Annotated in this window: 18 protein-coding genes and 1 other RNA gene; 9 read left to right on the top strand and 10 right to left on the bottom strand. The window is 64.2% G+C overall.

Annotation, left to right across the window (positions count from 1 at the left end):
* Nucleotides 1-21: 21 nt before the first annotated feature.
* The 10 genes from ACNJYA_RS31145 to ssrA form a co-directional block, all read right to left on the bottom strand.
* Nucleotides 22-1728: a response regulator gene (locus ACNJYA_RS31145; protein ID WP_212259133.1), complete on the bottom strand. Its 1707-nt coding sequence runs from the start codon at nt 1726-1728 to the stop codon at nt 22-24.
* On the bottom strand, nt 1725-3236 hold the full coding sequence (locus tag ACNJYA_RS31140) for an ATPase domain-containing protein (protein ID WP_439401249.1): 1512 nt from the start codon (nt 3234-3236) through the stop codon (nt 1725-1727). The genes ACNJYA_RS31145 and ACNJYA_RS31140 overlap by 4 nt, the downstream gene beginning before the upstream one ends.
* A gap of 284 nt (nt 3237-3520) precedes the next feature.
* Nucleotides 3521-4018 carry a GNAT family N-acetyltransferase gene (locus tag ACNJYA_RS31135; RefSeq protein WP_212259135.1) on the bottom strand — a complete coding sequence of 166 codons (498 nt, stop codon included), beginning with the start codon at nt 4016-4018 and terminating at the stop codon, nt 3521-3523.
* A gap of 201 nt (nt 4019-4219) precedes the next feature.
* Entirely contained in the window at nt 4220-6091 is a 1872-nt protein-coding gene (gene feoB, locus ACNJYA_RS31130; RefSeq protein WP_439401248.1) for a ferrous iron transporter B, read from the bottom strand.
* Between the two features lie 37 nt (nt 6092-6128).
* Nucleotides 6129-6404: a FeoA family protein gene (locus ACNJYA_RS31125; protein ID WP_172787450.1), complete on the bottom strand. Its 276-nt coding sequence runs from the start codon at nt 6402-6404 to the stop codon at nt 6129-6131.
* A 115-nt stretch (nt 6405-6519) separates the two neighbouring features.
* Entirely contained in the window at nt 6520-6771 is a 252-nt protein-coding gene (locus ACNJYA_RS31120; RefSeq protein WP_025038043.1) for a ribbon-helix-helix domain-containing protein, read from the bottom strand.
* On the bottom strand, nt 6768-6956 hold the full coding sequence (locus ACNJYA_RS31115; RefSeq protein ID WP_025038042.1) for a DUF4169 family protein: 189 nt from the start codon (nt 6954-6956) through the stop codon (nt 6768-6770). The genes ACNJYA_RS31120 and ACNJYA_RS31115 overlap by 4 nt, the downstream gene beginning before the upstream one ends.
* Nucleotides 6957-7231: 275 nt before the next feature.
* Nucleotides 7232-8665 (bottom strand): class II fumarate hydratase, encoded by a 1434-nt coding sequence (gene fumC, locus ACNJYA_RS31110; protein WP_439401247.1) that lies wholly within the window; start codon nt 8663-8665, stop codon nt 7232-7234.
* A gap of 89 nt (nt 8666-8754) precedes the next feature.
* Nucleotides 8755-9273, bottom strand: coding sequence for an SspB family protein (locus ACNJYA_RS31105; RefSeq protein ID WP_172787448.1), 519 nt, complete (start codon nt 9271-9273; stop codon nt 8755-8757).
* Between the two features lie 116 nt (nt 9274-9389).
* Nucleotides 9390-9756, bottom strand: a transfer-messenger RNA (tmRNA) gene (gene ssrA / locus ACNJYA_RS31100).
* A gap of 526 nt (nt 9757-10282) precedes the next feature.
* Between ssrA and ACNJYA_RS31095 the strand changes: the two genes are divergently transcribed.
* The 9 genes from ACNJYA_RS31095 to ACNJYA_RS31055 all read left to right on the top strand — a co-directional run bounded on the left by ACNJYA_RS31095 (nt 10283) and on the right by ACNJYA_RS31055 (nt 18112).
* On the top strand, nt 10283-11044 hold the full coding sequence (locus ACNJYA_RS31095; protein WP_172787447.1) for a tripartite tricarboxylate transporter TctB family protein: 762 nt from the start codon (nt 10283-10285) through the stop codon (nt 11042-11044).
* A 7-nt stretch (nt 11045-11051) separates the two neighbouring features.
* Complete coding sequence (locus tag ACNJYA_RS31090) at nt 11052-12566, top strand: tripartite tricarboxylate transporter permease (RefSeq protein ID WP_172787446.1); 1515 nt, start codon at nt 11052-11054, stop codon at nt 12564-12566.
* A gap of 141 nt (nt 12567-12707) precedes the next feature.
* Nucleotides 12708-13688, top strand: a complete 981-nt coding sequence (locus ACNJYA_RS31085; protein ID WP_172787445.1) for a tripartite tricarboxylate transporter substrate binding protein BugD — start codon at nt 12708-12710, stop codon at nt 13686-13688.
* 174 nt (nt 13689-13862) lie between these two features.
* A complete protein-coding gene (locus ACNJYA_RS31080; protein WP_172787444.1) occupies nt 13863-14657 on the top strand; it encodes a thymidylate synthase in 795 nt (264 codons plus the stop codon).
* A gap of 5 nt (nt 14658-14662) precedes the next feature.
* Nucleotides 14663-15148 carry a GNAT family N-acetyltransferase gene (locus ACNJYA_RS31075; protein WP_212259140.1) on the top strand — a complete coding sequence of 162 codons (486 nt, stop codon included), beginning with the start codon at nt 14663-14665 and terminating at the stop codon, nt 15146-15148.
* The gene (locus ACNJYA_RS31070; RefSeq protein ID WP_260380257.1) at nt 15148-15657 is read left to right on the top strand and encodes a dihydrofolate reductase; all 510 of its coding nucleotides are present in this window, start codon (nt 15148-15150) and stop codon (nt 15655-15657) included. Before ACNJYA_RS31075 ends, ACNJYA_RS31070 begins: the two co-directional genes overlap by 1 nt.
* A gap of 153 nt (nt 15658-15810) precedes the next feature.
* Nucleotides 15811-16941, top strand: a complete 1131-nt coding sequence (gene hflK, locus ACNJYA_RS31065; RefSeq protein WP_172787441.1) for an FtsH protease activity modulator HflK — start codon at nt 15811-15813, stop codon at nt 16939-16941.
* A complete protein-coding gene (gene hflC / locus ACNJYA_RS31060; RefSeq protein WP_212259142.1) occupies nt 16938-17834 on the top strand; it encodes a protease modulator HflC in 897 nt (298 codons plus the stop codon). The genes hflK and hflC overlap by 4 nt, the downstream gene beginning before the upstream one ends.
* Before the next feature lie 71 nt (nt 17835-17905).
* Nucleotides 17906-18112 carry a DUF2065 domain-containing protein gene (locus ACNJYA_RS31055; RefSeq protein WP_172787439.1) on the top strand — a complete coding sequence of 69 codons (207 nt, stop codon included), beginning with the start codon at nt 17906-17908 and terminating at the stop codon, nt 18110-18112.
* The last annotated feature ends 49 nt before the right edge of the window (nt 18113-18161 follow it).

Here is an 18161-nt window from a genome sequence, read left to right as displayed (position 1 = left end):
CAGCGAAATCCAGGATCACTCTCAGCAGGAGTTCGAGCGTTTGGCGCCTGCATCGCGCCGAAGACTTGACTTCGCCGCGGACAAGGCTGCCGCGAGCTCGTCGATGTGATAGGGTTTGGCTAATATTGCAATGCCGGCGGTCTCCGCTTCATGGACCGAGGCTTCGGCGTATCCGCTGGTCAGCAATACCGGTATGTCGCTTCGTCTCTTCCTGATCTCGCGCGCAAGCTCGACCCCGTTCATGCCGCCCGGCATCATGATGTCGGAGAAGATCAGATCGATGGGACGGCCGTCCGCCAGGGCACCAAGCGCTGCCGCGGCGCTGGAGGCGCGGGTGACGTCGTAACCGAGCTGGCCGAGCATCTCGCTGACCAGCGCGGCAACCTCGTTATCGTCCTCCACCAGCAGGATCTGCCCCTGATTGCTCTTCTTCGGGCGCACCCGGGTGAGGTCGATGAGGTGTCGCTCGCCGGAAGGAGTCTCGAAGGATCGCGGCAAATACAGCTCGATGCTCGTGCCGCGGCCGACCTCCGATCGAATTCGCACCGTGCCCCGCGACTGCGTTGCAAATCCATGGACCTGTGCGAGTCCAAGTCCCGACCCCTTGCCGATGTCCTTGGTCGTGAAGAACGGCTCGAACACCCGCGACATGATTTCCGCGGGCATGCCGACACCGGTGTCGACGACCGACAAGCGAACGTAGTCGCCGGAAATCTCCCCATCGTTCAGGTCGGGTAGATTTTCGCCGTGCACGATGATTGTGCCGCCATTGGGCATGGCGTCGCGGGCGTTGACGGCCAGGTTGAGAATGACCAGTTCGAGCTCGCCGGGATCGACCTCCACCGGCCATAGCTGCTCCGGAAAGTCGAATTCGACATGGACGTCACCCCTCAGGCTGCGATCGAGCAGTTCTCGCATGCCGCCGATCTGCGCGGCGACGTCGACGGGCTCCGGCCGGAGCTTCTGCCGCCGTGAGAATGCCAGAAGTTGCTTGGTCAGGCTTGCCCCGCGCTGTGCCGCCTGGATCATCCCGTCCATCAGGCGGCGACGGCGGGCCGGATCAGTCTGGCGTTCGAGCATGTCGAGGCCGCCGGAAATCACCATCAAGAGATTGTTGAAGTCGTGCGCCACGCCGCCGGTGAGCTGGCCGATGGCTTCGATCTTCTGAGCTTGGCGAAGTGTTTCCTCCACGCGTGCGCGCTCTTCAATTTCGAGGCGAAGCTGCTTGTTGGCCTCCTCCAGCGCTTTGGTCCGCTCGATCACCAGCTTTTCGAGCTCCTGCGCGGTCTGCTCGCGCGCCTCGAGCAGCGCCCGGATCTCGTATTGACGTCCGCGTGCCCGCAGTGCGGATTGGATGGTGCTGGTCAGAGTGATCGGCTGAACCGGGCGTTCGAGCAGCGAAACGTTGCGGAGAAGCTCGACAATGCTGCGCCGCCAGGCGACGACCGCAGGCTGCTCCCGGTGGCTGGTGAGAACGACAAAAGGGAGGTCGGACCATGGCGGTTGGCCTGCGATCCACTTCGCCAGCGACGCCGTGTCCTTCCCGAACAGACCTTCCTCGGCAACGAAAACGGCACCCACCCCGGCACTCATCTCGGTGACGAGCTCTTCCAGATCGCGGCAGTTGACGGCTTCAAGGCCGGAGCTGCGGAAGAGCTCCGCGGCGGCCGGGCCGTCGCGGCCGATCGGCGCGAAGACGAGAACGTGGTGATCTCGCCCGACGGTCATTCAGCAGTGCCTTCCGCCATCGCCGGGCCGGTATAATGCGGGGTGCCGGAAAAAATGCCGCTGAAATCCCTCAGTGGCGGACCGAGCTTGATGCCGGCGCTGGTGAGCCGAAATTCGCGGATCGTATGCTCGTGGTTGCCGCTGCGCTTCTTCACGACGGATAAGGCGCGCCGCACCGTTCCGCCGAGCTCGAAATAGCGCAACATGAGGACGGCATCGCTCAGATAGCTGATGTCGAGGTTGGTGTCCGTTGGCCCGACCAGCCCATGCTGAGCCAGGATCAGGATGGTGAGAACTCCTTGTTGCGCCAGGTAGCTCAGCAGTTCGTGCATTTGCAGAATGAGAAACCGCTCGTCGGGCATTGCGTTGAGATAGCCGTTCAAGCTGTCGATGACGATGACGCGGGCGTTGTCGCGTTCGACGCTCCTGCGCACGTTGGCCGCGAATTCACCGGGTGAGAGCTCGGCTGGATCGATCTGCTGGAAGCGGATAAGGCCCGCATCGAGATGCTCCTCGAGAGCGAGGCCGAGGGTTCGGGCGCGTGCCTCCACCGTGCCGCGGCCTTCATCGAAGGCGAAGAACACCGCGTGCTCGCCGCGTGCCGCCGCCGCAATCGCAAAGGTCAGCGCAACGGACGACTTGCCGACGCCGGCGGCTCCGATCAGAAGCGCGTTGGTGCCGCGCTCGAGGCCGCCTCCCAGCAACTGGTCCAGTTCGGCGTTGCCGCTGCGCGTGAACTCCCCGAGAAATGCCTTGTGGTGTTCGGCCGCGACCAGACGTGGGAATATCCGCAAGCCCCCTGTTTCGATCGTGAAATCGTGGTAGCCGCCGCGAAAACGGATGCCGCGCATCTTGATCACGCGAAGCCGCCGCCGCTCGGCACCGTAGTCAATGGCCAGCTGCTCGAGCATCACCACGCCGTGCGCGATCGAATGCAGCTGCAGATCGTCCTGGGACGATGAAAGATCGTCGAGCAGCACGACGGTACAGTTGCGATTGGTGAAGAAGTGCTTCAGCGCGAGAACCTGACGCCTGTAGCGGAGCGGGTTCTGCGCCAGCAGCCGCAATTCGGACAGGCTGTCGAGCACCACGCGGGTGGGATTGATCCGTTCGACCTCCTTGAAGATCAGACCCGTGGTCTCGCTCAGCTCCATCTCGGCGGGATGAAAAACCGTCAGCTCGCGCTCGGGATCGAGCGTCGTTTCCGGCGGCACCAGCTCGAAGATGTCGACGCCGTCCAGTGACCAGCCGTGCCGCTGCGCCACCACAGTGAGCTCGCGTTTGGTCTCGGAGAGAGAAATGTAGAGAACACGTTCGCCGTCGCGCACGCCGCGGAGAAGGAATTGGAGCGCAATCGTGGTCTTGCCGGTGCCCGGCCGGCCTTCATAAAGGTACATCCGGTTGGCATCGAGCCCGCCGCCGAGGATGTCATCCAGACCGTCGCTGCCGGTCGAAATTCTCGGCAAATCCTTCGGGTCGCCGCCTGGAGCCGCGGATTGAACGGTCATGAACCCCCCTTACGTGTTTTCCGAAAGCTCTCCATGCGCTCCGGGCGTGCGCAAGGAGCCGGGTCTGGCTAAAAAGGTCCGTCTTAGGAACTCTCAGGCAAGGATTGAGTTCCCGCGCCGAAACTCCCCCGGACGATAGGGCGGCCGCTTCGTTGCCGCTCAGATGCATCAAGTGAATTGGCGTATTCGCCGCTTCGACAGCTGGAGACTGGGCCGACCACCGGATCGTGTCGGCTCAAAAATGAACACAAGCGATCCACCTGCACCCGGTCTCGTTCTGGAATTCACCGTCGGATGCGGTAGATCACGACGTCGTTGCCGTGACGGTTCGTGCTTCGCTCGAGCAGATAGTTCGATTTCTCCAACACACGGCGGGATGCAGCGTTGCCGATATAGACGATGCCGATGAGGGAGGGCAGCGCAAGCTGTAATAGTCCGATGTCCGTCAGCGCGGTCGCGATCTCGCTGGCAAATCCCTGGCCCCAGAATTCGCGCTTGAATGCGTAGGCGATCTCGATCTCGTCGACATCGTCCACGAGAATGTGCCGAATGCCCGCCCGTCCGGCGAAGGCCCCGTCTTTCGCTCGCACCGTCCAGAGCCCGAAGCCGTGCTGGTCCCAATGGGCCATGTTGGTGGCGAGATAGGCCTTCGTGACCTCGGGCGTCCGGACCCCGCCGAGATAACGGGAGACCTCGGCATCGTGATGCAGCGCGACGAGGTCGGCGAGGTGATCCTCGCGCAACCGCTCGGCGGTCAGGCGGTCGGTGCTGAAATGGTCCACGGAGACAGATCGCCGATTGGGTGGCGTGTCGTCGTTCATGCTGTCATCGCTGCGGGCTGGATCATGACATCATGCCCCTGTTTTGCCCGACGGGTCAACGGACGAGGGCGGGTGGTTTGTTGCCTTGCGCGTAACCCATTGATTTCACGACCCCCGTCTACTGTGCATGGGGTTGTTTTCGTACTTTTGTTTTGGAAGCGGCTAGCCCGCGCCCAGCGCGACCGCGACGTTGTACGTCACGAGGCTCGCCGCATAGGCCAGCACCAGCATGTAGGCGAAAGTGACCCCCATCCAGGCCCAGCTTCCGGTCTCGCGCCGGATCACGGCGAGCGTGGAGGCGCATTGCGGGGCGAAGATGTACCAGGCCAGCATCGACAGCGCGGTCGCGAGCGACCATTTCGTCGCCAGCACCTGGCCGATCTGCTCGGCCGCTTCCTTGCCGCCCTCGATCGCATAGACGGTGCCGAGCGCAGCGACCGCGACCTCGCGCGCCGCCATGCCCGGGATCAGGGCAACCGCGATCTGCCAGTTGAAGCCGACGGGGGCGAGCAGGGGCGCGAGCGCCTTGCCGATCATCGCAGCGAGGCTGAAGTCGATGGCCGGCCCGGTCGCGCCCGCGGGCGGCTGCGGGAACGAGGCCAGGAACCAGATCAGCACCATCATCGAGAAGATCGTGGTGCCGGCGCGCTGCAGGAACATCTTGGCGCGGGTGTAGATGCCGATCACGATCGATTTCAACCGCGGCATCTTGTAGTCCGGCAGCTCCAACATGAAGGGCGCCGGCGCAAAGTCGCGCAGCATGAAGAACTTGATCAGGAACGAGACGACGAGCGCGCTGATGATGCCGGCGGCATAGAGGCCGAACATCACGAGGCCCTGCAGGTTGATGAAGCCCCAGATGTCCTTGGCCGGAATGAAGGCGGAGATGATCAGCGTGTAGACCGGAATGCGCGCCGAGCAGGTCATCAGCGGCGCGATCAGGATCGTGGTCAGCCGGTCGCGCTTGTTGTCGATGACGCGCGTCGCCATGATGCCGGGAATGGCGCAGGCAAAGCTCGACAGGAGCGGAATGAAGGCGCGGCCGTGCAGCCCGGCGCCGCCCATGATGCGGTCCATCAGGAACGCCGCGCGCGCCATGTAGCCGAAATCTTCCAGGAGCAGGATGAACAGGAAGATGAGGATGATCTGCGGCAGGAACACGATGACGCTGCCGACGCCGGAGATCACGCCGTTCTGCAGGAAGCTTTGCAGCAAGCCGTCGGGTAGCGTGGCCTGCACCAGCTCCCCGAGCGAGTCGAAGCCGGACTTCAGCAGCTCCATCGCCGGCTGCGCCCAGGCGAACACCGCCTGGAACATCACGAACAGGATCAGCGCGAGCACGATCAGCCCGCCGACCGGATGCAGCACGACGGCATCGATCCGTGCGGTCCAGGTGTCGGGGCGAGCAGGCAGGCTGACGCAGTCGGCGATGATGCGGTCGGCCTCGCGCTGGGTCGCGCGCAATTCGCTGACGCTGAGCGCGCGCCAGATGTTGTCCTGCGGCTCGGCGGCAAGCTTGACCGAGATCTCGTCGGTCAGCTTGAGCAGGTCGGCCGTGCCGCCCTTGCGCACCGCGATCGAGGTGACCACGGGCACGCCGAGCTCCTTAACGAGCCGCTCGACGTCGACATTGATGCCGCGGCGGCTTGCGATGTCGAACATGTTGAGCACGAGGATCATCGGCCGCCCGGTGCGCTTCAGCTCCAGCAGCAGGCGGATGGTCAGGCGCAGATTGGTGGAATCGGCCACGCACAGCACGAGATCCGGCACGGTCTCGCCGGAGGCCTTGCCGAGCACGAAGTCGCGGGTGATCTCCTCGTCCGGGCTGCGGCCGCGCAGCGAATAGGTGCCCGGCAGGTCGACCACGGAGACCTGGCGGCCGAGCGGGGTGACGAAGAAGCCTTCCTTGCGCTCGACCGTGACGCCGGGATAGTTCGCGACCTTCTGCCGGCTGCCGGTCAGCGCGTTGAACAGCGAGGTCTTGCCGCTGTTGGGCGTGCCGACCAGGGCGAGATGCAGCAGGGGTGCTTCCATGGGATCAAGGGCCTGGGGGCAAAATTCCGGTCGCGCGTCAGGCGACGATGATGGCCATGGCTTCGCGACGGCGGACCGCGATCGTGATGCTGTCGACCCGGACCGCGATCGGGTCGCGCCCGACCAGCCCCTCATGCAGGATCTCGACCCGGGCGCCCTCGACGAAGCCGAGCTCGATCAGGCGGCTCTCGAGCTCGACGTCCGAAAGTGCCGAGTCCGCCTGCTTGGCGGCGAGGTGCTGGATGACGCCGGTATAGCCGCGCTGGGCCAGACCCAGCGGCATGTGCGAACGCGTATCAGTGCTGTCGGTCATGCCCTGTATTTTCAACGCCGGGCATTGAGGTCAAGCGCGGTCGCCCGCTGAAGCTGCACCTTAGAGCGATTTTAAAGTGCGGCGGCCGGGGCGCCGTCGCGGGCGCCCCCGACGGCTATTGGGCCGGGACCTTGTCCGGCTGGGCGGCCATGGCGCGGCTCTTGAAGTAGTCCAGGACGAAGAGACGGATCGCCGACGACAGATTGCCCTGCTGGCGGTTGTTGTCGATCTCGCCGACCAGCTCGGACAACGTCATGTTGCGCAGGCCGGAGATCTCTTTCATGCCGTTCCAGAACGCCTCTTCCAGGCTGACGCTGGTCTTGTGGCCGGCGACGACGATCGACCGTTTCACGACCGGCGACTTCATGGCTGCTCCTCGCGATCGATCCGGTGCTGGTCCAGGTGCTCCTTGGCCTGGTCCGCCTGCTTCGCTTCGGACGACCGCTCCGCCTTCGTGCGCCCGAATTTCGCCCGGTTGGCGTCCGCCTGCTTCGCCGAGGCTTCCCGCTCGACGCGCTTCCTGAAACGATTCAGGTTGATGACGTTCCCCATGCCGCGTCTCCATCATCCGATCCTCTTCAGGCAGGATGGAACATTCAGAAACAGGGCGCCGCATTGCGCCCCAAAAGACTTGATCGCCATTCGCTCGTCCTCGTCAATCGGCCCTTGGGGCCATCAAAGGATGCTTCGCCCGTCGAGGGCAGCAGGGCTGCGTAACACGCCGCCCCGCCGCAACATTGACGGTAATCAAATCCTGCCCCCAAAGCCGCATTTTTTTGGACGCCGAGCGTCCGTATCATTACGGATGGCTATCGGAATTCGGAATTTTATCCCGGGCTGGTCATCTTCTCGGGGCGCACCAGGCGGTCGAACTCCTCGGCCGAGACGAAGCCGAGCCGCAGCGCCTCCTCCTTCAGCGTGGTGCCGTTGGCATGCGCGGTCTTGGCCACCTTCGCGGCGTTGTCGTAGCCGATCTTCGGCGCCAGCGCCGTCACCAGCATCAGCGAGCGCTCCATCAATTCCTTGATGCGCTTCTCGTCGGCGCGGATGCCGCTGACGCAATGCTCGGTGAAGGAGCGCGCGGCATCCGCCATCAGGCGGATCGAGTGCAGCATGTTGTAGGCCAGCACCGGCTTGTAGACGTTGAGCTCGAAATGGCCCTGGCTGCCGGCGACCGTGATCGCGGTGTGATTGCCGAACACCTGGCAGCACACCATGGTCATCGCCTCGCACTGGGTTGGGTTGACCTTGCCCGGCATGATCGAGGAGCCGGGCTCGTTCTCCGGCAGGATCAATTCGCCGAGGCCCGAGCGCGGGCCGGAGCCGAGCAGGCGGATGTCGTTGGCGATCTTGAACAGGCCGGTCGCGACGGAATTGATGGCGCCGTGCACCAGCACATAGGCATCGTTCGAGGCCAGCGCCTCGAATTTGTTGGCGGCGCTGGTGAAGGGCAGCTTGGTGATTCCGGCGACGTGCTTTGCGAACAGTTTTGCAAAGCGCGGCTTCGAGTTGAGGCCGGTGCCGACGGCGGTGCCGCCCTGCGCCAGCGGATAGAGGTCCTTCACCGCGACCTTGAGCCGGGCGATGCCGCTTTCGACCTGCGCGGCATAGCCGGAGAATTCCTGACCCAGCGTCAACGGCGTCGCATCCTGGGTATGGGTGCGGCCGATCTTCACGATCTTCGAAAACTCCCTCTCCTTCTCGCGCAGCGCGCGCAGCAACTCGGCGAGGGCAGGGACGAGATCGGCATTGATGCGGCTTGCCGCCGCGATGTGCATCGCGGTCGGGAAGGAATCGTTCGACGACTGGCTCATGTTGACGTGATCGTTGGGATGCACCGGCTTCTTGGCGCCGAGCTCGCCGCCGAGCAGCTCGTTGGCGCGGTTGGCGATCACCTCGTTGAGGTTCATGTTGCTCTGCGTGCCCGAGCCGGTCTGCCACACGACAAGCGGGAAATGATCGTCCAGCTTGCCCTCGATCACCTCGCGCGCGGCGCGGACGATGGCATTGGCGCGGCGCTGATCGAGCAGTCCGAGTTCGAGATTGGACTGCGCGGCGGCGAGCTTGACCATGCCGAGGGCATGCACGAGCGAGATCGGCATGCGGTCGGTGCCGATGCGGAAATTCTGGCGCGACCGCTCGGTCTGCGCCCCCCAATAGCGATCGGCGGGCACCTCGATGGGACCGAAACTATCGGTCTCGGTGCGGGTCGCCGGGCGGGCGGTGTTCGAGCGGGAAGCTTTGGCCATGAGCACATCCATTCTGCCGCGCGAAACGCCGCACGGCCTCTTCATGTGCTTCTCTATATAGGCAGTTGGGGCGGGCGCGATGGCGTCGCGGCCAACCTAGATCATTTCTTGCGGAAACGATCGAGCCGCACGACCTCGGCGCCGCCCTGGCTCGGCGGGGTTGGCTCGTCGGCAGCTTCCGCCTTCTCCGCGGCAGGTGCCGGGACCGATACGGCCGATGGCGCAGGCGCTGCCGGCAGATTGTCCGGCGCGACCTCGGCGACGTCGGAGGTGTCGAATTGGAGGCCGAACTTCACGGACGGATCAAGGAAGCTCTTGATCGCACTGAACGGCACCACCAGCCGCTCCGGAATGCCGCCAAAGGACAGGCCGACCTCGAAGCGGTCCTCGAGCACGGTCAGGTCCCAGAACTGGTGCTGGAGGATGATCGTCATCTCCTCCGGATATTGCGCGAGCAGCCGCGGCGACAGCTTCACGCCCTCGGCCTTGGACACGAAGGTGATGAAGAAATGGTGCTCGCCCGGCAGGCCATGGGCCGCGGCATCGGTCAGCACCTTCCGCAGCACGCCGCGCAGCGCGTCGCGGGCCAGCACATCGTATCGGATATGATCGGTCGCCATGGTGGTCCTGTTGCATCCCCGAAGAAGGACCCTGCCGATCCGACTCGCCAAGCCGCAATAGTACCGCGCCTGACGGGTGAGCAGGAGTCCCCGCCGGGGAAGAAATCAAAGAGTAAAGTGGAGGCTTCTGTTGCCAGGTGCCTCCGAACCCCGCCTAGCGGAGCTTAACCCACTAGGACTTTAGAGTGGTCTTTCAAACTGCGTTACGCAGCCTGAGCAACCGGAGCAAAGTTGTCGTTGGCAACTATTGCAGTAGCCCGATAACGGCGGAACAATACCGGGAAAAAGCACGCCCTTTACGCCCTCGTCGATCCTATTTCGCCCCCGCCAAAGCCCAGCTTCAGGCTCGCCCGATGGTGGGCTTTGGTGGAGGCGCCGGGTACCGCCCCCGGGTCCGAATGGTTTATTACGACGACCGTTTATTTCCATAGCCGGCGAACCGGCACTCCCAATATAGGGGGCAAAGCTCCCGAAAAACAGAGGGTTGGAGGAGCTATCCTGCGGTTCCCTTTGGATAGGTTTCAGGCCGCCTTGGGCAGCTCACCCGCGCGGCGGTCTGACTCTTGATGGCGGCTGCTGGTCGCGATCCCCGTCAGTGTCGGCGTCACTTATTTCCTGCGGCGGAAAGTAGCAGCATGACCGGCCGAAGCCCGATCTGGTCCTTGATCTTCGCCTTCTGTCCGATGTCGCTGCTCGCCGAGGGCGGGACCGCGGCGACGGCACCTGATGCACTGGGGCGCACAGTGGGTGCATGACTGGATGACCGACAGGCAGCGAGCGCCCTCATCCTGCCATCGCACAATTGCTGCACTGCTCCTGAGCGCGATGGTTGCGGTGGTCGCGTCCATCTCGCGCATCAATCCACTCTGGCATCGCCTTGCCGGTGGCGTGTTGGGTTTTGCTGGCATTGTCTGATGAAAATCGCTAGGCAGTGATCCGGGCGGGTAACCAGTTCCAGCCGATTTAGAACAACAGTGCTCGTGACTTACGGGTCGCGGAGGAGACAGGCATGGCCGACACGATGGGCCACTCAGCGACAGCCACCCGAAACACCCGGTTGGCGCTCGGCTTTTGTCTGCTGGCGATTGCGCCGCAGATTTTCGAATTGATCTGGTCGATCGGGACGATCTTCGGCTGGGGGACCGGCCGCGGTCCGGCGGCGGTCGTCACCAGCCACGCGACAGCGCTGCTGGCCGGCGCGCCCAGTGCCATCTTCGGATCGTTCGGCGGCGGCGCCAAGAAGATGTCGTCCGAGGTGCTGCTGGCGCTGATCTATTCCTATCCGCTGTTTGCGGTGGCGATCCTCACGGTGTTCATGACCATCCGTTCGGCGCAAGACTATGTCGGCGGCGTCGTGCTGATGGCCCTTGCCCTGTTCGCGCTGTGGGCGTCGAGTGATTTGCAGGGCATGCGTGGCTTCTCCTTCGGTGCAGGCACTGCGCCACGTATGTTCGGCGGGCTGCTGGTTGCCCTGTCTGCCGGCGTCGCGTTGACCGGCCTGATCACGGAGGGACCGGCGCTTGCCCATTATTCCTGGCGCGGGCCGCTGTTCGTGATGGCGGCGATCCTGTTCTTCGCGCTGGCGATCCGGCCGCTCGGCCTCGTGGTCACGGCTTTTGCCAGCTTCATGATCGCGGCGACAGGTTCGCACGAGACGCGCTGGCTGGAAGCGGCCATCGTCGGCGCCTGCCTGACGCTCGGCTGCGCAATCCTGTTCCCCTACGTGCTCGGGCTGCCGATGCCTATGTTTCCGCGTTTCCTGATCCAGTGAGGGCGTGATGGATATCTTTGCCAACCTCGCTCACGGCTTCGCCGTCGCGTTCTCCCCGATCAACCTCCTGATGTGCCTGATCGGCGCCCTCGTCGGCACGCTGGTCGGCGTTCTACCTGGCATCGGAACCATCGCGACCGTTGCCATGCTGCTGCCGATCACCTTCGGACTGCCGCCGGTGGGCGCGCTGATCATGCTCGCCGGCATCTATTACGGCGCGCAATATGGCGGCTCGACCACGTCGATCCTGGTCAACATACCCGGTGAGGCGACATCGGTCGTGACCGCCATCGACGGTCACCAGATGGCCAAGCAAGGCCGTGCCGGCCCGGCGTTGGCGATCGCCGCGATCGGCTCGTTCTTCGCCGGCTGCGTCGCGACCGTCTTGATCGCACTGCTTGGCGCACCGCTGACGAAACTCGCGCTGGCGTTCGGCCCGGCCGAATATTTCTCGCTGATGGTGCTCGGTCTGATCTTCGCGGTCGTGCTGGCCAAGGGCTCGGTGCTGAAGGCGATTGCGATGATCGTGTTCGGCCTCTTGCTGTCGATGGTCGGCTCGGACATCGAGACCGGCGCCTCGCGCATGGCCTTCAACATTCCGGAGCTCGCCGACGGACTCGGCTTTGCGACGGTGGCGATGGGTGTGTTCGGCTTCGCCGAGATCATCCGCAATCTCGACCACGGCGCCGAGATGAACCGCGACCTCGTGCAGCAGAAGATCACCGGCCTGATGCCCACCAGGAAGGACCTGGCCGATGCGACGCCGCCGATCCTGCGCGGCACCGTGCTCGGCTCGATCCTCGGTATCCTGCCCGGCGGCGGCGCGGTGATCGCGTCCTTCGCGGCCTATACGCTCGAGAAGAAGCTCTCAAAGACCCCGTCCCGGTTCGGCCGCGGCGCGATCGAGGGCGTGGCGGGACCGGAGAGTGCCAACAACGCCGCGGCACAGACCTCGTTCATTCCGCTGCTCACGCTCGGCATCCCGCCGAACGCGGTGATGGCGCTGATGGTGGGCGCCATGACCATCCATGGTATCGTGCCCGGTCCGCAGGTGATGCAGAAGCAGCCGGATCTCGTCTGGGGCATGATCGCCTCGATGTGGATCGGCAATCTGATGCTGATCATCATCAACCTGCCGCTGGTCGGAATCTGGGTGCGGCTCTTGCGCGTGCCGTACCGGCTGATGTTCCCCTCGATCGTGATCTTCTGCGCGATCGGCATCTATTCGGTGAACAACGCGCCGGTCGACGTCATCCTCGCCGGCGTGTTCGGTCTCGTCGGCTATTGGCTGATCAAGCACGATTTCGAGCCGGCGCCGTTGCTGCTCGGCATGGTGCTCGGACCGCTGATGGAGGAGAACCTGCGCCGGGCGCTGCTGATCTCGCGTGGCGACTGGAGCGTGTTCCTGACGCGTCCGTTGTCGGCGGTGCTGCTTGCGGTCGCGGCGAGCCTGCTTGTCCTGACAGTGCTCCCCGTGTTGCGCGCCAAGCGCGACGAGGTGTTCACCGAGTCCGAGAACTGAGGTCGCTCGCGCCCTGCGCCCGCGCCGCGCCCTGCGTCGGCACGCCGCATTCGGAAGTCGAATCGACTTGTGTTACGGCTTTGTGAAATGGAAATGCCGGCCTTTGGGCCGGCATTTTATTGTGTCCAAAGGGGGATCGCCATGACGTTCATTCGCGCGCTCGCAGGCGCATGTGCAGCAGCGATAGCATCGCTGGGCGCCTTTATCGCAACGGCTGAGGCGCAGACCTATCCGACGCGCAGCATTACCATGATCGTGCCTTTCGCGGCCGGCGGGCCGACTGACGTGATCTCACGGATCGTCACCGGGCACATGGCGCAGACGCTGGGGCAGAGCATCATCATCGAGAACGTCGTGGGTGCCGGCGGCACCACTGCCACGACGCGTGCAGCGCGTGCGGCCAATGATGGCTATACGCTGATCACCGGGCATATGGGCACGCATGCCGCCTCTGTGCCGCTCTATCCGAAGCTGGCCTATCAGCCCGAGAAAGACTTCGAGCCGATCGCCCTGCTGGCGGGCACGCCGATCCTGATCCTGGCGCGCAAGGACTTTCCGCCGAAGGACCTCAAGGAGTTCGTCACCTATGTGAAGGCGAATGCCGAGAAGGTGAACGCCGCGCATGCCGGCGTCGGCTCGGTTTCGCACGTCTCGTGCGAGCTTCTGCACTCGATCCTCGACATCAAGCCGGTCGGCGTGCCCTTCAACGGGACGGGACCTGCGATGAATGCGCTGGTGGCGGGTCAGGTCGACTACATGTGCGACCAGATCGTCAACGCCGTCCCGCAGATCAATGCCGGCACCATCAAGGCCTATGCGATCGCCACGGCCGAGCGCAACCCGTCGCTGCCGAACGTGCCCACCACGGCGGAAGCCGGCCTGCCGGCATTCCAGGCTCAGGCCTGGAACGCGATGTTCGCGCCCAAGGGAACCTCGCCTGCGATCGTGGCAAGCGTGAACGCCGCCGCCGTCAAGGCGCTCGACGACGAGACTGTGAAGAAGCGCCTGCTCGAACTCGGCAGCGTCATCCCCGCGCCGAAGGACCGAACCCCGGAGGCGCTGGCGACCCTGGTCAAGAACGAGATCGCGAAGTGGAGCCCGGTGCTCAAGCCGGCAAATTAAGCGAAGGCGATCAAGGCGCTAGGCGAGGGGCGGAACGCTGAGTTTCGCCCCCTTGTCGTTTGTGCCGGGCACACTCACTTTTCCGGGTATAATCGACGGGGACAGCGAATCGCCGCTGTTGCAGCGCGGGGGCGGCCGCTAAGTTCGCCGCCTCCCCAAAGGCTCAGTCGCAACATGCACCAGTATCAGGACCTGCTCGAGCGGATTCTTTCAGACGGCGTCGAGAAGACCGACCGGACCGGCACCGGCACGCTCTCGGTGTTCGGCCATCAGATGCGCTTCAATTTGTCGGCCGGCTTCCCGATGCTGACAACCAAGCGGCTGCCGCTGAAGGCGATCGTGCATGAGCTGCTCTGGTTCCTGAAGGGCGACACCAACATCAAATATCTGCGCGACAACGGCGTCACGATCTGGGACGAGTGGGCGGACGCCAATGGCGATCTCGGTCCGGTCTACGGCCATCAGTGGCGCTCCTGGCCGACACCCGACGGAGGCAGCATTGACCAGATCGCCAAGGTCATCGACATGATCAAGCGCACCCCGGATTCGCGTCGGCTGATCGTGACCGCCTGGAATCCGGCGGACGTCGACAAGATGGCGCTGCCGCCTTGCCACCTGCTATTCCAGTTCTATGTCGCGAACGGCAAGCTGTCGTGCCAGCTCTATCAGCGTTCGGCGGACGTCTTCCTCGGCGTGCCCTTCAACATCGCATCCTACGCGCTGCTCACCATGATGGTCGCGCAAGTTACCGGCCTCAAGCCCGGCGACTTCGTGCACTCGCTCGGCGACACCCATCTCTATTCCAACCACCTGGAGCAGGCGCGGCTCCAGCTCAGCCGCGCACCTCGCGCGCTGCCGGTGATGCGGATCAACCCCGATGTGAAGGACATCTTCTCCTTCCGCTACGAAGACTTCGAGCTCGTCGGCTACGATCCGCATCCGCACATCAAGGCGGAAGTCGCGGTCTGACACCGATGTCGTCGACCATCCGCCGTGCGCAGCTCGGGGAGGCCGGGCTCGTCCTGTCCTTCATCCGCGAGCTCGCTGAGTACGAAAAGCTCACGCACGAGGTCGAGGCGACCGAGGCCGACATCGCCGACGCGCTGTTCGGCGAGCGGCCGCAGCTCTATTGCGCGATCGCGGAGTGGAACGGCGAGCCGGTCGGCTTCGCGGTGTGGTTTCTCAATTTCTCCACCTTCAGCGGCCGCCACGGCATTTATCTCGAAGATCTCTATGTGCGGCCGTCGCATCGGGGCAAGGGTCTCGGCAAGGCGCTGCTGGCCTATCTCGCCAGGGAATGCGTCGACAACGGCTGGTCGCGCCTGCAATGGGCGGTGCTCGACTGGAACGCACCCTCGATCGCGTTCTACAAATCGCTCGGCGCGGTCATGATGGACGACTGGACGCTGTGCCGCGTCACCGGGCCTGCGCTGACACAGCTTGCCGGGAGCTCTGCCTGATGGAGATCGTCTTCGTCGTCGCGATCGCGGAGAACGGCGTTATCGGCACGGGCAATGCCATGCCGTGGCGGTTGAAGTCCGATATGGCGCGCTTCAAGGCGCTGACCATCGGCAAGCCCGTGATCATGGGGCGCAAGACCTTCGAGACCCTGCGCCGGCCGCTGCCGGGCCGCACCAACATCGTGGTCACGCGCGATGCGGCCTATCGCGCCAATGGCGCCATCGTCACGACGTCGCCAGCGGATGCCGGTGCGGTCGCGCTTGGCGATGCCCTGCGGCGTTCGGTCACTGAAATCGCGGTAATCGGCGGCGCCGAGATCTTCCGGCAATGGCTGGATCGCGCCGATCGTCTCGAAATTACCGAAGTGCACGCGCGCCCCGAAGGCGACACGTATTTCGACATCGACAAGGCGGAATGGGACGAGGTTGAACGCATCCGCCACCCTGCCGGCCCCGACGACAGCGCCGACGTCTCCTATGTGACATATCGTCGGCGGCGCGGCCATTAACCGCTTTCGTCAATGTTTACATTGACTTTTTCGTGCCCGAGCATAGCTCGGAAGACGGTCAGGGCTGCGTTGTAAGGGACTTGCCTGTCCCCTATAAAGCCGGACCGGACAAAGCGGGCGGGGGCAATTCCACCCTGCCGAGGAGAGCGTCGAATGCCGTGGAAGAATCAGGGCGGTGGCCCGTGGGGCTCGGGTCCAAAGGGACCATGGGGCTCGGGCCCGCAACCGGTCGGGCCGAGGCCGCCGGATCTGGAAGACCTTCTGCGGCGCGGCCAGGACCGCCTCCAGCAGATCATGCCGGGCGGCTATTTCTCCGGCATCGGCATCACGCTGATCATCCTGCTGATCGTCGCATTCTGGCTGCTGTCGGGCTTCTTCCGCGTGCAGTCCGAAGAGCTCGGCGTCGTGCTGCGCTTCGGCAAGCATGTCCGCACCGTGCAGCCCGGCCTGAACTATCATCTGCCCTATCCAATCGAGACAGTGCTGCTGCCCAAGGCGCTGCGCGTCAACACCATCTCCGTCGGCATGACGCTGATCGACGATCCGGCGCGGCGCGGCCGCTCCATTCGCGACGTGCCTGAAGAGAGCCTGATGCTGACCGGCGACGAGAACATCGTCGACGTCGACTTCACCGTGCTCTGGCGCATCAAGCCGGACGGCATCGGCGAATTCCTCTTCAACATCCAGAATCCCGAAGGTACCGTGAAGGCGGTCTCCGAGAGCGCGATGCGTGAGGTGATCGGCCGTTCGCAGATCCAGCCGATCCTGACCGGCGCCCGCAACACGATCGAGCAGCGTGTGCAGGAGCTGATCCAGAAGACCCTCGACAGCTACGGCGCAGGCATTCTCATCACCCAGGTGCAGATGCAGAAGGTCGATCCGCCGGCGCAGGTGATCGACGCCTTCCGCGACGTGCAGGCGGCCCGTGCCAATCTCGAGCAGCTGCAAAACGAGGCGCACACCTACGCCAACCAGGTCGTGCCGCAGGCGCATGGACGGGCAGCCAAGATCCTCCAGGACGCCGAGGGCTACAAGGAGCAGGCGGTTGCCGAGGCCAAGGGCCAGAGCGCGCGCTTCCTGAAGGTTTACGAGGAATACAAGAAGGCGCCCGACGTGACGCGAGAACGGATTTATCTGGAGACGATGGAGCGCGTGCTCGGCGGCGCCGACAAGCTCGTCTATGACGGCGGCCCCTCAGGCCAAGGCGTCGTCCCCTATCTGCCGCTTCCCGAACTGGCGCCCAAACGGACACCCGGTCCGCAGTCGAGCGGAGCAAGCCGATGAGGTCTCCGGTTACAGGTTTCGTCACGCTGATCGGGCTGCTCCTGGTCCTGATCGTGGCCTACATGTCGCTGTTCACGGTGCAGCAGACCGAGCAGACGATCGTGCTCCAGTTCGGCAGGCCGGTCGACGTCGTCACCGCGCCCGGCCTGCATTTCAAGGCGCCGTGGAATTCGGTGATCAACATCGACAAGCGGATCCTCGACCTGGAGAACCCGTCGCAGGAGGCGATCGCCTCCGACCAGAAGCGGCTCGTGGTCGACGCCTTTGCGCGCTACCGCATCAAGGATGCGCTGCGCTTCTATCAGAGCGTCGGCTCGATCCAGGCCGCCAACATCCAGCTCACCACGCTCCTGAACGCGGCGCTGCGCCGCGTGCTCGGCGAGGTCACGTTCATCAACGTGGTGCGCGACGACCGCGAGAAGCTGATGCTGCGCATCCGCGACCAGCTCGACCGCGAGGCCGACGGCTACGGCATTCAGGTCGTCGACGTCCGGATCCGCCGCGCAGATCTGCCGGAGCAGAACAGCCAGGCGGTCTATCTGCGCATGAAGACGGAGCGTGAGCGCGAGGCCGCCGAGTTCCGGGCACAGGGTGGCCAGAAGGCCCAGGAGATCAAGTCCAAGGCCGACCGCGAGGCGACCGTCATCGTCGCGGAGGCCAATTCGCAGGCCGAGCAGACCCGCGGTGCGGGCGATGCCGAGCGCAACCGCCTGTTTGCGGAGGCCTACGGCAAGGACGCCGACTTCTTCGCCTTCTACCGGTCGATGACGGCCTATGAGAACGGGCTGCGTGCCAACGACACCCGCTTCCTGCTGCGGCCGGATTCGGATTTCTTCCGGTACTTCGGTAACCCGTCCGGCAAGACGGCAACCGAGACGCCGGCGAAGCCGTAAGCTAGACAAGGGCGGCGGATTTCGCCGCCCTTTGTCCAGACAAGAACAGCATAACGGGAGGTTCCATTCCGATGAGGTCCATTGCGTTCGCCGACTTCCTCATCGGCCTAGGCATCCTGTTCGTGCTCGAAGGCTTGATGTTCGCAGCCAGTCCGAACTGGATGCGCAAAGCCATGAAAAGCGCCATCGCCACTCCGGACAACATCCTGCGGGCGGTCGGGATTGCCTCGGCCGTGGCCGGACTGGTCCTGATCTGGGTTATGCGTCGGCCGATTTAGGGCTTCGGCCAACGCCAAAGTGAAGGCGCCAGACTGGTTTTCGCCTTAT

It is taken from the genome of Bradyrhizobium sp. BLXBL-01 (assembly GCF_051853025.1).
GTDB lineage: Bacteria > Pseudomonadota > Alphaproteobacteria > Rhizobiales > Xanthobacteraceae > Bradyrhizobium.
This window is presented reverse-complemented; position numbering and strand designations above follow the sequence as displayed.